Source organism: Paraburkholderia sp. A1RI_3L (assembly GCF_048957895.1).
In the GTDB taxonomy this organism is placed as follows: domain Bacteria; phylum Pseudomonadota; class Gammaproteobacteria; order Burkholderiales; family Burkholderiaceae; genus Paraburkholderia; species Paraburkholderia kururiensis.
Map to the genome: position 1 here is coordinate 55,597 of NZ_JARCHA010000008.1, position 14,155 is coordinate 69,751.

The 14,155-nt window shown below is 64.5% G+C and carries 12 protein-coding genes; 6 read left to right on the top strand and 6 right to left on the bottom strand.

Annotated features, from left to right (window positions below; all coding sequences use genetic code 11):
* From PXJ20_RS21000 to PXJ20_RS21010, 3 genes are read right to left on the bottom strand one after another with little or no spacing between them, the layout of a single operon-like run.
* On the bottom strand, positions 1-1,083 hold the full coding sequence (locus PXJ20_RS21000; RefSeq protein ID WP_421031044.1) for a substrate-binding domain-containing protein: 1,083 nt from the start codon (positions 1,081-1,083) through the stop codon (positions 1-3).
* 51 nt (positions 1,084-1,134) lie between these two features.
* Entirely contained in the window at positions 1,135-2,517 is a 1,383-nt protein-coding gene (locus PXJ20_RS21005; protein ID WP_421031045.1) for an LLM class flavin-dependent oxidoreductase, read from the bottom strand.
* A 34-nt stretch (positions 2,518-2,551) separates the two neighbouring features.
* Entirely contained in the window at positions 2,552-3,808 is a 1,257-nt protein-coding gene (locus PXJ20_RS21010) for an SfnB family sulfur acquisition oxidoreductase (RefSeq protein WP_421031046.1), read from the bottom strand.
* A 363-nt stretch (positions 3,809-4,171) separates the two neighbouring features.
* Here PXJ20_RS21010 and PXJ20_RS21015 point away from each other — a divergent pair, with 363 nt between their 5' ends.
* Genes PXJ20_RS21015 through PXJ20_RS21030 form a run of 4 tightly spaced genes read left to right on the top strand, consistent with a single transcriptional unit; the run spans position 4,172 to position 8,767 of the window.
* On the top strand, positions 4,172-5,131 hold the full coding sequence (locus PXJ20_RS21015; RefSeq protein WP_421032589.1) for a sugar ABC transporter substrate-binding protein: 960 nt from the start codon (positions 4,172-4,174) through the stop codon (positions 5,129-5,131).
* A gap of 39 nt (positions 5,132-5,170) precedes the next feature.
* Positions 5,171-6,736 carry a sugar ABC transporter ATP-binding protein gene (locus tag PXJ20_RS21020; protein ID WP_421031047.1) on the top strand — a complete coding sequence of 522 codons (1,566 nt, stop codon included), beginning with the start codon at positions 5,171-5,173 and terminating at the stop codon, positions 6,734-6,736.
* Positions 6,733-7,797: an ABC transporter permease subunit gene (locus tag PXJ20_RS21025; protein WP_421031048.1), complete on the top strand. Its 1,065-nt coding sequence runs from the start codon at positions 6,733-6,735 to the stop codon at positions 7,795-7,797. Before PXJ20_RS21020 ends, PXJ20_RS21025 begins: the two co-directional genes overlap by 4 nt.
* Complete coding sequence (locus tag PXJ20_RS21030) at positions 7,790-8,767, top strand: ABC transporter permease (protein WP_421031049.1); 978 nt, start codon at positions 7,790-7,792, stop codon at positions 8,765-8,767. The genes PXJ20_RS21025 and PXJ20_RS21030 overlap by 8 nt, the downstream gene beginning before the upstream one ends.
* A gap of 63 nt (positions 8,768-8,830) precedes the next feature.
* Here PXJ20_RS21030 and PXJ20_RS21035 read toward each other — a convergent pair whose 3' ends face one another.
* On the bottom strand, positions 8,831-9,823 hold the full coding sequence (locus PXJ20_RS21035) for an ABC transporter permease (protein WP_421032590.1): 993 nt from the start codon (positions 9,821-9,823) through the stop codon (positions 8,831-8,833).
* Positions 9,824-9,911: 88 nt separating this feature from the next.
* Positions 9,912-11,399 carry a sugar ABC transporter ATP-binding protein gene (locus PXJ20_RS21040; protein ID WP_421031050.1) on the bottom strand — a complete coding sequence of 496 codons (1,488 nt, stop codon included), beginning with the start codon at positions 11,397-11,399 and terminating at the stop codon, positions 9,912-9,914.
* Positions 11,400-11,509: 110 nt separating this feature from the next.
* Here PXJ20_RS21040 and PXJ20_RS21045 point away from each other — a divergent pair, with 110 nt between their 5' ends.
* Together PXJ20_RS21045 and PXJ20_RS21050 are read left to right on the top strand one after the other, a co-directional pair.
* Positions 11,510-11,686 (top strand): hypothetical protein, encoded by a 177-nt coding sequence (locus PXJ20_RS21045; RefSeq protein WP_413214369.1) that lies wholly within the window; start codon positions 11,510-11,512, stop codon positions 11,684-11,686.
* A 788-nt stretch (positions 11,687-12,474) separates the two neighbouring features.
* Positions 12,475-13,443 (top strand): tetratricopeptide repeat protein, encoded by a 969-nt coding sequence (locus tag PXJ20_RS21050; protein WP_421057437.1) that lies wholly within the window; start codon positions 12,475-12,477, stop codon positions 13,441-13,443.
* Between the two features lie 100 nt (positions 13,444-13,543).
* Here PXJ20_RS21050 and PXJ20_RS21055 read toward each other — a convergent pair whose 3' ends face one another.
* Positions 13,544-14,098, bottom strand: coding sequence for an HAD domain-containing protein (locus PXJ20_RS21055; protein ID WP_421031052.1), 555 nt, complete (start codon positions 14,096-14,098; stop codon positions 13,544-13,546).
* Positions 14,099-14,155: the final 57 nt, after the last annotated feature.

Genomic DNA, 14,155 nt, shown 5'->3' on the forward strand with positions numbered 1-14,155 from the left:
TCAGTCGCGTCCTGCCTTGCCGATCCACACCGCTGTCGCCGCGTCGCTCGCGCGGAACGCGGGGAACCTGGCACCCAGTTCGGCAATGGTATGGATGTCGTTCTTCACGAGGTCGTCGCGTGTGATCAAGGTCGGCTTCACCACGATGCGATGGCCGGGGTCCTCGCCTGCGACCAGCAGCGCCGCGGCCCGCACCGACACGGCGCCCACCACGGCCGGGTTGGTGGCGGCGGTGGCCACCCACGGGCTGTTCGGCGCGCGGATGGCTTCGATGTCCGCCGTCGAGATGTCGGCACTGTAGATGCGCAGCTTCGCGCCGAGACTGGCTTCGTCGGCGGCCAGCTTCGCGCCGCGTGCGAACTCGTCGTAAGGCGCGAACACGACGCGAATCTCCGGATGCGCCCGATAGGCCGCGGCCGCCTGGTTCGCGACCGACTGCGCGATCGGGTTGTCCACCGTGCCCCAACGCGCCTTTTCCTGCACGCCGGGATGCGCGCTCTTGAACGCGCGCCATACGGCATCCCGCCGGTCGAGCGGCGCGAAGCCCGCCACGTACACGTAGCCCGCGGAAAACGTCGCGCCATTGTCCTTTACGGCCTGGTCGAGCAGCAGCGTGGCCAGATCGTGGTCGCTCTGTTCGATCTGCGGCACCTTCGGGTTGGCCAGATCGACATCGAACGCGACGACCTTGATGCCCTTGTCGAGCGCGCGCTGCACCACGTCCTTGAGCGACTCGGGCAAGCCGTGATTCACGATGATCGCCGACACGCCGAGACTGATGGCCTGCTGGATCTGCTCGCGTTGCTCCGCCGCGTCCTGGCGCCCTTCGTAAATGCGCAGATCGATACCGAGCGCCTTCGCCTGCTTTTGCGCGCCCGCTTCATACGCCTGGAAGAAATCGCCCGTCGAGAGATAGTTGACGAGCGCGATCTTCACGCCGCCCTTGTCGAACGGCGGCGGTGCTCCGGGAATGCCGGCGGCACGCGCGCCGGGGGTCCATCCGAGTGCCGCGGCCACCACCATCAACCCTGCTGCCGCACGCCATGTCTTGCGCACCACGCGCTGACCAAACCCGCTTGCCATGATCGGAACCCCCTTGTTGTTCGTCGTATTTCGTTCGATCCATTCAACTGCTCAGACCACGGGTACCATCGGCGCCGAGCGATAGCGGGCCCCCGGATGCGGCTCGGCGAGGCGTGCGCCGCCGCCGTGCAGCTTCTCGCGCAACGTGCCGCGCGCATATTCGGTCTTGTAGGCACCGCGGCGCTGCAACTCGGGCACGACGAGCTCGACGAAGTCGCTGAACGTCTCGTGCGTGAGGGCATAAGCCAGGTTGAAACCGTCCACGTCGGTTTCCTCCACCCACGATTGCAGTTCGTCTGCCACCTGCGCCGGGTCGCCCACCGTAAGCGGCCCGAGGCCGCCAATGCCGCCCCACTTCGCGATCTCGCGCACGGTCCACACGCGCGTGGGGTCCGCGCTCGACAACGCTTCCACCGCCGACTGCACGGCGTTGCTCTCCACGTAGCGCAACGGCTCGTCGAGGTCGTACTTCGAGAGATCGATGCCGGTCCATCCCGACATCAGCGCAAGCGCCCCTTCGTCGCTCGCATAGCGGCGATAGTCGGCATGCTTCGCATGCGCCTCAGCTTCGGTGCGGCCTGTAATCACGGTATGGAGGTTGAAGATCAGCACGTCGTGCGGATCGCGCCCGAAGCGCTTCACGCGCTCGCGAATGTCCGCGACGAATTCCTTGAGCACCACGCGCGACGGCGCCGCAATGAAGATGCATTCGGCGTGCTGCGCGGCGAAGTCTTTGCCGCGCTTCGACGCGCCAGCCTGATAGAGCACCGGCGTACGCTGCGGCGAGGGCTCGCACAGATGAATGCCCGGCACGTCGAAAAAACGCCCGCGATGCGCGATGGGATGGACCTTCGAGGGCTCCGTAAATACGTGCCGCGCGGCATCGCGCACCACGGCATCGTCATCCCAGGAAGACTCCCAGAGCTTGTAGCAGACCTCGAGGTATTCGTCGGCCAGCGCATAGCGTTCGTCGTGATTCGCCTGCGACGGCAGACCGACATTGCGCGCCGCGCTGTCGAGGTACGACGTGACGATGTTCCAGCCTACGCGTCCGTTGGTGAGGTGGTCGAGCGTCGACATGCGACGCGCGAACGGATACGGGTGTTCGTACGAGAGCGAACACGTCACGCCGAAGCCGAGATGCTGCGTGACGTGTGCCATCGCGGAGACAAGCAGGATGGGGTCGTTCACCGGCACCTGCGTGGCCTGGCGAATCGCAGCCTCGCCGCTGCCCTGATAGACGTCGTAGATGCCCAGCACGTCGGCAATGAAAAGGCCATCGAACAGGCCGCGTTCGAGCAGTTGCGCAAGCTCTGTCCAGTAGCCGAGTTCGCGGTAGCGCCACGAAGCGTCGCGCGGATGCGCCCAGAGGCCGGGCGACTGATGCCCGACGCAGTTCATGTCGAAGGCGTTAAGGCGAATCTGTCTGGTCATGTCTTGTCCATGCACGCGGATGCGACGGCTCGCATCAATTCCATGGGTGCCGTGCGGGCTTCACGCCGTTGAGGTAGTAGTTGCCGACGAGGTGGTATTTCCAGCGAACCGGATCGTGCAGCGTGTGCGTGCGCGCGTTGCGCCAGTGGCGATCGAGGTTGTGCTCTTCGAGCGTGGATTGCGTGCCGGCCAGTTCGAACAGCTTTTCGCTCGCGAGCAGCGCGATTTCGGTGGTAAGCACTTTGGCCTCGCCAACCGCAACCGAGGCACGCGCGACGTCGTCTTCCGTCGTGACGGGTTGCGCCGCGATCTCGTCGAGCGTGCGCGCAGCGCGTTCGAGCAGCGCGTCGGCTGCATGCAGATCGATATGGAGCCGGCCGACCTCGCGCACCGTCAACGGGTCTTCGCTCGCGCGCTCGACGTTGCTGTCGATCCACGGGCGCGAGCGTTCGCGCACGAAGCGCAGCGTGTCGGCAAGCGCGGCGTGCGCTATGCCCGCATCGATGGCGGCCTGAATGATCTGCGAGAGCGGACCGTTCAGCGTCGGCTCGTCCGACACGCGATGCGCGGGAAACACGTGCGACGCCGGCACGCGCACGTTATCGAGCACTACCGTGCCGCTTGCGGTGGTGCGCTGACCGAAGCCCGACCAGTCGTCGATCACCGTGAGGCCCGGTGTGCCCTTCGGGATATACGCAAGCCATCCCTTGCGGTCCTCGTCGAGCCCCAGCACGGGCACGTAGTGCGCGAACAGCGCGCCGGTCGAATAAAACTTCATGCCGTTCACGACGTAACCGCCGTCGTCGCCGTTCCTGTCGCGCGTCACGCGCGTCTTCAGGTCGAGCACGTTTTTCGTGCCCTTTTCGGAGAAACCGTTGCCGAAGCGCTTGCCCCTGAGGATGTCCCCAAAGAAGTGGCGTTTCTGTTCATCGGTGCCCGTGAGTGCAATCACGTCGACAAGGCCGAAATGATTCTGCGGCAGTTGCCCCAGCGACGGATCCGCCGCTGCAACGATCTTCACGACCTCGACCAGCGTCTGGTACGTCGCCCCGGCGCCGCCGTACGCTTTCGGCACCGTAATGGCCCACAGGCCCGACTGCGAGAACCATTCGATTTCCTCATGCGGCAGGCGCCGCTCGCGGTCCCGTTGCGCGGCCTCTTGCGCAAGACGCTCCGCAAGCGCGTGCGCAACGGCAAGCGCTTCCTCGTCGCTGCCGATCACGTGTGCGCCGTTTGCCGCTTGAGTCCCGGCGCCCACGCGCAAGGACTTCGTTTCGTCGATCGTTGCCATTCGCCGGCTCCGCTGCAATGAGTATCGGCAGAATTTATCAGCGCGCCGCTCGTGGCCCAAACGAAGGTTTGGAACATCGTTATTCCTTCGGATGACCCATGATCGTTTTCGCCGCAGCCGATTTGCAAATCGTCGGAGTTTGCATATCGATAGCGTCAATCGTTAGTTTCAATCGCGGCGTATCGTTGCGTAGAGTCGGTCCGGATTGCGCATTCCTTTTCTGCGGCCCTTCACTCTCGCATCCGACATCACGACATGATCCACCGCACACTGTCCTCGCCCTATTCCCGTTCTTCTTCGCGCCGCACACGTGGCGCCCTCGTGCCACTTGTGCGTCTCGTCACCGCCGCCGCGCTGAGCTTGATGGTCATCGCACTACCCGCCCATTCCGAGGGCAACGCAAACACTGCGAGCAACGATAGCGCGACACCGTCGCTCAAAGGCAAGCGCATCGGCATCACCGCAATCGGCACGGACCACTACTGGGATCTGAAGGCCTACCAGGGTGCGATCGACGAGGTGAAACGGCTGGGCGGCACGCCCATCGCGCTCGACGCCGGCCGCAACGACAACCGCCAGATTGCGCAGATTCAGACGCTGATCGCGCAAAAGCCCGACGCCATCATCGAGCAACTGGGCACCGCTTCGGTGCTGGAGCCGTGGCTGCAGAAAATCCGCCAGGCCAACATACCGCTCTTCACGATCGACACCGCGTCGCCCGCCAGCCTGAACGACACCACCTCGGACAACTTCTTCATCGGCGAGCAACTCGCGCTGAAGCTCGTCAACGACATCCACGGCGAAGGCAACATCCTCGTGTTCAACGGCTTCTACGGCGTTCCGGTTTGCGCGATCCGCTACGACCAGTTGAAGGCGGTGCTCAAGTACTACCCGAAGGTCCACATCATCGAGCCCGAGTTGCGCGACGTGATTCCGAATACGGTACAGAGCGCGTATGCGCAGGTCAGCCAGTTGCTCACGAAGTACCCCAAGGGGCAGATTGCGGCGATCTGGGCCGCGTGGGACGTGCCGCAGGTGGGCGCCACGCAGGCCGTGGACGCTGCGCATCGCAACGAGATCAAGACCTACGCGGTGGACGGCAGCCCCGACGTCGTTTCGCTCGTGAAAGACCCGAAGTCGAGCGCGGCGGCCGTCGTCGCGCAGCAGCCCGCACTGATCGGCAAGACCGCGGTGGACAACGTCGCGCGCTACCTTGCCGGCGATCGGAGCCTGCCGCCGTACACCTACGTGCCGTCCATTCTCGTCACGAAGGACAACGCCGCGCAGTTGCAGCAGGCGCTCGGCCAGATTGCCGCGAAATGAGCGCCGCGAAATGAACGCCACGAAAGCGAGCGCCGCAGAATGGGCACTGCGATGAGCACACCGAAAGACACGCCCGCTCATGCGCCGGCCCTCGCGCTGCGCGGCATCGTCAAACACTTCGACGGCGTACCGGCGCTGCGCGGCGCATCGCTCGACGCGGCCCCGGGCACCGTGCATGGCCTGATCGGCCAGAACGGCGCGGGCAAATCGACACTCATCAAGATCCTTGCGGGCATCCACACGGCAGACGCCGGCACCGTCACCGTGCACGGCGAGCCGCAGTCCCCCGGCGTTGCCCCCAGGGGCCTCGCATTCATTCACCAGGAGCGCCTGCTGCCGCCCACCTCGACCGTGGCCGAAGCGCTCGCGCTCGGTTACGAGCCCGCGTTCGGCCCACGCGGCGCGGGCGTGCTGCGCGTGCTCGATACGCGCCGGCTGAAACGGCAGGCACGCGAGGCATTGCATACGCACTTCGGCATCGACCTGCATCCCGACCGCCTGATCGGCGAGCTCACCGTAGCCGAGCAGCAGATCGTGCAGATCACGCGGGCACTCGCGGGCGAGCCGCGCGTGCTCGTATTCGACGAACCCACCGCGGCACTCGTGTCACGCGAAGTGGACCGTCTTCTGCACACCATCGACACGCTGCGCGCGCGCGGCCTCACCATCCTCTACGTATCGCACTATCTGGATGAAATCGCGTCGATCTGCGATACGGTCAGCGTGCTGCGCGACGGCGTCGACGTCGCCCACGTCGATGCCCGCACTACGCCCACGGAATCGCTCGTCGAGGCGATGATCGGCGCGCAACGGAGCGCACCGGCGGCAGTATCGGCGCGTACGCCGGGCGACGTCGCGCTCGCCGTGCGCGGGCTCGGCGCGCCCGGCCGTTTCGAAGACGTGTCGTTCGACGTGCGGCGCGGGCAGGTCGTCGGCGTGACGGGGTTGCTCGGCTCGGGCGGCAAGGCGGTGCTGCGCTCGCTATTCGGCCTCGAGCGCGGCACGACGGGCACCGTGAGCGTAGCGGGACGCACAGTGCGACTACGCCGCCCACCCGACGCGGTACGCAGCGGCATCGCGTTCGTGCCGGAAGACAGACGCGCGCACGGCGTAGCGGGCTCGCTCTCGGTGCGCGAAAACACGACGCTCGCCAGCCTTTCGCGCATCAGCCGCTTCGGGCTGCTCGCGAGGCAACGCGAAACGCAGCTCGTGCAACGACTCATCGCCGCGCTCGCCATCCGCACGCACAGCACGGAAACGCCGGTACGGCAACTGTCCGGCGGCAACCAGCAGAAGGTGGCGCTGGCGCGCTGGCTCAGCCGCGAATCGACCGTCTATCTGCTCGACGAACCTACGGTTGGCGTCGACGTGGGCGCGAAGGCGGAAATCTACCGGCTGCTCGACGAACTCGTGCGCAACGGCGCCTGCGTACTGCTGTTTTCGAGCGACCTGATCGAACTTGTGGGCGTGACCGATCTCATCCTCGTCATGAAGCGCGGCCGCATCGTGCAGGAACTCGTCTCGCGCGAAACGGACACGCAAACCGTGCTCGCCTGGGCGAGCGGTGCGCGCGAGACGGCCATGCAGGAACGGGAGGCGGCATGAACGTCCCGTCGTCCCCTACCCGTTCGCTGGCCGACGGGCGCGCGTTGCCCGGCATAGGTCCAGGACGGGCACATCGCATTCGCGCAAGGCTGCGCGACCCGCAGTTCTGGCTGCGCGGCAGCGCGCTGCTCGCGTTTGCCATCGTGGTTACGGCATTCGCGCTCACGTCGCCGCTGTTTCTCACGGTTGCCAATCTCGCCAACGTGTTGCAGCAGTCGGTGGTGATCGGGCTGCTCGGCTTCGGTCTCACGATCGTGTTGATTGCAGGCGGCCCGGACCCGATTCGCGGCGGGCTCGACCTTTCGGTCGCGGCCAACCTCGGATTGTGCGCAGCCGTCTTCGCCGTCACGCAGCGCGACGGGTATCCGGCCCTGCTGTCGGTCGCGTTGACGCTCGCCACAGGCGCGACGGTGGGCGCGTTGAACGCGGTCGCCGTCATCGCGCTACGCATCGTTCCGCTGCTTGCGACGCTGACCACGATGAACATCGCGGCGGGCTTCGAACTCGTGCTGACGCAGAACACGCCGGTCCAGGCGAACGGCGCTCTGCTTGCATACCTGCTGCGCGACGGACCCTTCGGCGTGCCGCATCTCGCCTACGCACTGCTGCTTGCCTGCGCGGCATTCACGGTACTCGTTCACGAAACGCCGTTCGGCTTGCGTCTTGCGGCCGTGGGCGCCCATCGCGACGCTGCACGGGCGGCCGGCATCCACGGCGCGCGTTATGTCGCCGCCAGCTACGTGCTGTGCGGTATCGCTGCGGCGCTGGCCGCGCTCGCGTCGGCGGCGCTTTTGAGCGGCAGTTCGCCCGGCGCTGGCGACAACCTGCTCGCAGTCGTGGCCGCTGCGTTGCTCGGCGTGGTGTTCTCGCGCCGGCTCGTGCCCACCATTCCGGGCACGCTCTGCGCGGTGCTGTTCATCGGCGTGATCGTCAACGGGTTCCAGCTCGACAACCTGTCGAGCTATTACGTCAACGGTGTGGAAGGCGTACTGATCCTGTTCGTCGTTGCGACGACGGCAATCGTGCGCCGCCGACATGGCAGGAGCAGTGCATATGATTGAGCGCCTCTCGCTCGCGTCGCGGCTCACTGGCCTGCGGCGCTTCGCGCTCGTGGGCGCGCTCGTCGTCGTAATCGCTTTCTTTGCCTTGTTCGCGCCGGGCTTTGCGCGTGTGGGCAATCTTGCTGACGTGCTGCTGAATAACTTCGCGCTGCTCGCCATCGCGGCGCTCGGCATGACGCTCGCGGTCTCGCTGGGCGCGGTCGATCTGTCGCTCGGCACATCGATCGACGTAGCCAGCCTCGTTTTCGTGTTGCTGTGTGCACACCACGTCGATCTGTTTGCCGCGGCGCTCGGCGGCCTGGCCGCTGCGCTCGCGACCGGCGCGTTGAACGCCGTGCTGGTCGCGCGCATCGGCATCGCGCCGTTCCTCGCCACGCTCGGTACGCTGTTCATCGGGCAGACCGTTCAGCAACTGGCAACGGACGGCGGACAGCCGGTCTATCTGCTCAACGTGGCCCTGCCGCCGCTCTTCGGCGCGCTCGCGCACGGCAGCATCGCGGGCGTACCGGTGCCGCTGGGCATCGTCGTCGTGCTGGCACTCGCGTTGCATGTTGCGCTCGCGCATTCCGTGTTCGGCCGCCAGCTCGCTGCGCTCGGCGCGCTGCCTGGTGTAGCGCGTCACGCGGGTCTGCCGGTACCGGCCATCGTGAGTGCGGCGTTCGTTGCGAGCGCGTTGCTCTATGGCGTGGTCGGCCTGCTCCTGTCTTCGACGGTGAAGGCGTACGTGCCGCTCGCGGGCAATGGCTATCTGATGAACGCCATTGGCGCCACGTTCATCGGCACCACGCTCTCCACGACGCATCGCCCGAGCGTGGCGGGCACGTTGTTGGGCGTGTTGCTGCTGAGCCTCGTGGCGAACGGGCTGCTCTTGATCGGCTGGAACTTCTATTGGCAACAGGTGGCCACCGGCGCCGTGATTCTTGCCGTGCTGGCGATCAGCTTTGCGCAACGAGGCGCGCGGTACGCATGAAGTGCAAACGCGACGGGGCGCTGCTTACTGCGTCCCTTGCGCCGCTTGCGCACCTTGCGCCCGTCATGCATGCGCGTCGTCGCACTTGCCCACACCGAACGTGAACGCCAGCGCGCCGACGAGCAAGGCGCCCTTGATGAAGTCCTGCATGTAGTACGGCGCATTGAGCATGGTGAGTCCGTTAAGCAACACGCCGACGAACACGGCACCGATCACCGTGCCGAACACATTCGGCCGCTTCGCGGCGCCCACTGCATAACCCACAAGCGCGGCCGCGACGGCATCGAGCAGCAGCGAGTGCCCGGCGCTCACGTCACCGCGCCCCACGCGGGCCGCAATCAGCACGCCGCCCAGCGCCGCGATGGCCCCCGATGCCACATAGGCCGCCACGCGGTAGCGGGCGGTGGGCGCACCGGCGAGCCGGGCCGCGGTCTCGTTGCCGCCGATCGCGTAAAGCACGCGGCCCCAGCGAGTCGTCTCCATCACCACGCAGGCGAACACCGTCAACACCGCGAGCACGATCACGGGCAGCGGCACGACGTCAAGCACACGCAAGCGGCCAAGCGCGAGAAACGCGGCCGGAAACACCCCGCTCGTTTCGGTGCCGTCCGGCAAGATCGTGCCGGTCGAAAGCGAACGTCCGCCGGTCGGAATGAGTTGCAGCCCCGCGAGCAGAAACAGCGTGCCGAGTGTGGCGAGCTGATCCGGCACGCGCAGCCGCGTAATCAACAGCGCATTGAACAGCCCCGCCGCCATACCGAGCGCAATACAGGCCGCCACTGCCCACCACGCGCTACCGTGCCAGACGACGAGCACGTAGCTCGCGGCCATCTGCGCCGACGCCGCGATGCTGCCCACCGACAGATCGAAGCCGCCCACGGCCAGCGTGATCGTGACGCCGATGCCGAGCAGCGCGGTGATCGAAATCGCCTGCAGAATGCTGAAGAGATTGTCGACGTTGAGAAATGCGGGTTGTGCAATCGCGAACACGACGACAAGCGCCGCGAGTGCGAACAGCATGCCGCTTTTTTCGAGCTGTCTGCGCCATGTCTGCATGCGCGACACGTGCACGATGGGAGCGGACGACAGGGTTGTCGGGACAGTGGCGGCAGGGTCGCTGGCGGGCAAAGGGGTCTTCATGGGCTCACAGAGCGTGGACAGGAACTGAGGGCTCGGCGTGCGCGACAGGCGAGCCGCGATCGAAATGCACGATGCGGTCGGCCACCTGAAGCGCTTCATCGAGGTCGCTGACGAACACGAGCGTCGCGCGCGACGCAGCTTCGCCGCGCAGCAGGCGAACGATGTCGGCGCGCGCGCCGGCATCGATACCCTGAAACGGTTCGTCGAGCAGCAGCAGACGCGCGGGCTCGGCATGCCAGCGCGCAAGCGCGACCTTCTGCTGATTGCCGCCGGACAGGCGCGAGGGACGGTCGTCCGCGCCACGACAGCGAATGCCGAAACGTTCGATCGCCTCCACGGCCGCCTGCCGCTCGCGCCGTGTGCGTACGAAGCCGTTGCGAAACCAGCGCGACATGAACGGAAAGCCGATCGTGCCGGCGATCGTGGCAAACGGAACGCTGTCGGGAAAGAGCGTGGTGCGGCGCCGATCTTCGCCGAGCATGAAAACGCCTGCGCGGATGGCCTGCGCAGGCGAACGCGGCTGCCAGCGCAGGCCGTCGAGCGTCATCTCGCCGTCGCTCGCATGCGCTGCACCGAACAGCGTGCGCGCAAGGCGCGACTTGCCACTGCCAACCGGCCCGACGACGGCGACGATCTCCCCACGTCGTACGTCGAGATCGAACGGCGCACTCGCGGGCGTGAGACGCAGACTGCGCAGGCTCAATACCGTGCGCGTGTCGGCGCTGTCGGGCGTCTCGTACGTTTCATGCAAGCGTTGCAGCGGTCGCCCGAGCATCGTTTCGAGTGCCGCGTGAAAGTCGATGGGGCCTCGCGCGTCGCCTACGATGCGACCGTCGCGCAGCACCACCACGCGATCGGCGATACGCCGCAGGTCGCGTTCGCGATGCGAGACGAGCAGCGTCGCGACGCCCTCGTCGCGCAGCCGTGCGATCAGCTCGAACAGGCGATCCGCTTCCGCAGCGGAAAGACTCGCGGTCGGCTCGTCGAGAATCAGCAACGCCGGATGCGTCGCCATTGCGCGCGCGATCGTCACCTGCTGCTGGGCCGCAAGCGGCAGTGTTCCGAGCGGCGCATCGAGATCGACGGCGAGCCCGATACGCGCGGCCCGGCGCGCGGCCTCGGCACGCCGGACGCGCGCGGGCACATACCAGGCGGACGAGCCGCCGCAAAGCCGGTCGAGCAGCAGATTGTCCGCGGCCGGCAGGTTCGGCACGACCGCATCCGCGATGGACTGATGCACGGTGGCGACACCGCGCCGTGCCGCATCGTGCGGCGACGACGGATCAAACGGTGTGCCACGCAGCGCAAGCGTGCCGCGATCCGGCAGATAAACACCGCTGAGAATCTTGACGAGCGTCGACTTGCCCGCACCGTTCGCGCCCATCAAAGCGACGACTTCGCCGGCGCCAATAGAAAGATCGACGTGGTCCAACGCGATGCTGGCGCCGAAGCGCTTGCCTATACCGAGGACTTGCAGAACGGGAGATGGCATCACGCGGCGCGAAGGGCGGACAAAAGAGAACATGGCGGCACTGCAGCTGCGGGCGCAGGCTGCGGCGATATCCGCGCACACTATCGCGCTTCGCGGCCCGCGGACAACGAATGAATGCTGATAAAGATGTGATGGGCGGCGGGGTGCAGGCGCCGTCAAGACGCTTGCTTGTGGCCGGGAAAAATGAAAAAAGCTCCCGACGGTCTATCGACCATGAATTGCCCACAAAGGTTGGGGCGGGGTTCAACTTCTGGGGGCAGTTCGTTTCGGCGGCTTTGGTGTGCTGATCTGCGAGAATAAAGTCTGTCACGCGGCCTTTTCGAAGGCGAAGATGGGCGCAGGGGGCACTGTGCGGCTCCATCGAGCTGATGGATGGACAGAGGTGTGCATGATAGCGACTTCGAAATGACCCATCCCCTCTTCTCCGGGCGCGCGCGATTCCTGATGTACAGAAGTGCCGACTCTTTTGTGTGTCGACAAGGTGATGGGAAACAATTAAGTCTGTCGGGCACGCCCGCTGTAAGTCATTGATTCCATTACTCCCGGAAAAAACGACAAGTCCGGGCAAAGTCTGTCGGGAACCCCAAACTGGCCGCACAACCACCCTCTCGCGACGATAAAGTCTGTCGGGCCTTGCTGGACAAGGGTTTCCAGCGAATTGGCCGAGATGTCATCTGGCGACGTTGCCCCGGTGCTACACGCGCCATTTCTTACAAAATTCTTCGATGCCACCTACACAGCAGCGTCCCCGACCAGTTCATAAATGAGCCGAGTGCCGATTGCCCTGACTGGTGGCAGCAGTTGAACCGCACTGCCCGGGGCACCTGCGGCGCCAATCGTCTAGCGCATCAGGTCGATACCTAGATGGCAAAGGCTGACGGATGCGGGCTGAGCACCTATAGCGGTATCTGTGACGCGCGCATAATGCACGAACCGTTAGGACAAAGCCGGATAACGCATCCTCATGTCACTCTTGAAAAGCCTTTTTGGAATTTTGGGACGGAAATCCCGGTCAGCGCCTGAACCAATGCGTGAACCGACGTCACGCGCACAGACTTCCGACAAGCAGGGAAAGGTGACAACCACCGTTGCCCGTGCCTCTATCCGGCTCCCCTCAGAAATTGACGACCTGATTGATTTTGGTCGAGCGAAGCACTCACCCACCAAGCATTGGTCTGTCGGGTACTGGGACCCGGGGCCGGATGCATCCTTGAATCGACGCAAAACTGTTCGACTCCGAGACAACACTACGGGCCGCATCGTGGCTGAAATCAACGACCTCGAGCGACCTTTTTCCGTTGACGTGGCCGACACCGGCGTTTTCGGTGTCAATGATGCGGGGCCGAACTCGAAACTATCCGCTAATCTGGTTATTTTCGATGTAGCCGGAAAGCGAGTGTATGAGCGTACATACAAGGCGAACCTGTTTGGGTTCAGCATCTCACCATGCGGCCGATATGTTGCGAGTCAGACGTGCAATTCGGACAACGAGGATAGCTCTATCCTTGAGATACACGACGTCGTGCAGCAACGAGTACTTGCCTCATGCACTCCTATCGCAGGATGGAGTTCGGAATACTCGTTTGAAACAGAGGATGGTGAGCTTAAGCGCATATTCGCAACAATCGCCCATCTGGGCAGATTTGCGTACTCTCCGACCGGTGAGTTCCTCGACGCCAAGAAGTTTATGACGGCCCGGCTTACCAAAGGTGACCCTTGGACACGTATCAGGGCTGCTGGCGAACTGGTCCAGGCTGACGGGTCCAATAAGGCGGTACAACGAGCCTATGATGTTGTTGACACAACAATTTCCGCTTTTCGGCCTGGGCAAGACGCCAGGTGGGTAGCTGGTGCCTATCGCCTTAAAGGCGAGTTGCTGGAAAAGTTGGACAGAATAAGCGAAGCGACAGAGGCTTACCGAGCCGCACTGAAACTCGATTCAAAGATTGGAGTCAAGAAGCGACTAGCCGCACTGGAGAAGGCTGCCTCACAACAATTGCCACCCAACACAGAAACCGGAAACAGCGCAGACGGTAGCCGTTAAACATCAGATTACTGACAGAAACCACTCCCCAGTCCGGTCGCCAAAGGTTTCACTGGAACGGACGGGCCTCAAAACTGATGAGACCTCGTGATACCCGAGTTCAGGCCTGCGACTTATGCACCTCGGCGAGCCACTCGAGGATGCGTCGCTGGGCCACCGGGTCGCCGATACCTTGCTTGCTGTCGAGCAACACCAGATGCGGCTCTAGGTCGAGGAAATAGGTACTCAGGTGATATGCGCCGAAAACCGAATCGTCGAGGGCCAGCCAGTTCTTGAGGTGATGCTCGAACACGTATGAACGGATAACGTACGTCCGGGCAGACCCGTCCTGCATGTACCCGAAACGCATCTTGAAGCCGCGCGTCGTGCCCGCCACCCGCGCAGCTAGGGCCAGCGGCAAAAGCGAAACGACCCGCTCAGTCGGTAACGTGTTCAGCCACGAAGTCGTCAAGACAATCCTGACCGATGGATAGGGCCGAAGCAGCGCTTCGAGCAGCGGGGCAAACTCGAGCACCAAATTGCCTGTATCGAGTGAAACCTGGCCATCCTCTTCGAGCAGCGCCCGCCCACGGTGCAGCGTCCCGTCGAAGTCCACGAACAGGGTTGGCGTCAGCTCGTCAAAGACAATGGGGGCCGACCTGGATTTGTCGTCCATCGCATCCACGCGAGAAGGAGGGAATTCTTCCGAACTCTTGAAATTGACGCTCGCGCC

What these genes read in the sequence shown, in the direction of transcription:
- PXJ20_RS21000 (WP_421031044.1), bottom strand. Translation starts at nt 1,083, where the DNA reads ATGGCAAGCGGGTTTGGTCAGCGCGTGGTGCGCAAGACATGGCGTGCG.
- PXJ20_RS21005 (WP_421031045.1), bottom strand. Translation starts at nt 2,517, where the DNA reads ATGACCAGACAGATTCGCCTTAACGCCTTCGACATGAACTGCGTCGGG.
- PXJ20_RS21020 (WP_421031047.1), top strand. Translation starts at nt 5,171, where the DNA reads ATGGGCACTGCGATGAGCACACCGAAAGACACGCCCGCTCATGCGCCG.
- PXJ20_RS21030 (WP_421031049.1), top strand. Translation starts at nt 7,790, where the DNA reads ATGATTGAGCGCCTCTCGCTCGCGTCGCGGCTCACTGGCCTGCGGCGC.
- PXJ20_RS21010 (WP_421031046.1), bottom strand. Translation starts at nt 3,808, where the DNA reads ATGGCAACGATCGACGAAACGAAGTCCTTGCGCGTGGGCGCCGGGACT.
- PXJ20_RS21035 (WP_421032590.1), bottom strand. Translation starts at nt 9,823, where the DNA reads ATGCAGACATGGCGCAGACAGCTCGAAAAAAGCGGCATGCTGTTCGCA.
- PXJ20_RS21045 (WP_413214369.1), top strand. Translation starts at nt 11,510, where the DNA reads ATGAATGCTGATAAAGATGTGATGGGCGGCGGGGTGCAGGCGCCGTCA.
- PXJ20_RS21015 (WP_421032589.1), top strand. Translation starts at nt 4,172, where the DNA reads ATGGTCATCGCACTACCCGCCCATTCCGAGGGCAACGCAAACACTGCG.
- PXJ20_RS21025 (WP_421031048.1), top strand. Translation starts at nt 6,733, where the DNA reads ATGAACGTCCCGTCGTCCCCTACCCGTTCGCTGGCCGACGGGCGCGCG.
- PXJ20_RS21055 (WP_421031052.1), bottom strand. Translation starts at nt 14,098, where the DNA reads ATGGACGACAAATCCAGGTCGGCCCCCATTGTCTTTGACGAGCTGACG.
- PXJ20_RS21040 (WP_421031050.1), bottom strand. Translation starts at nt 11,399, where the DNA reads ATGCCATCTCCCGTTCTGCAAGTCCTCGGTATAGGCAAGCGCTTCGGC.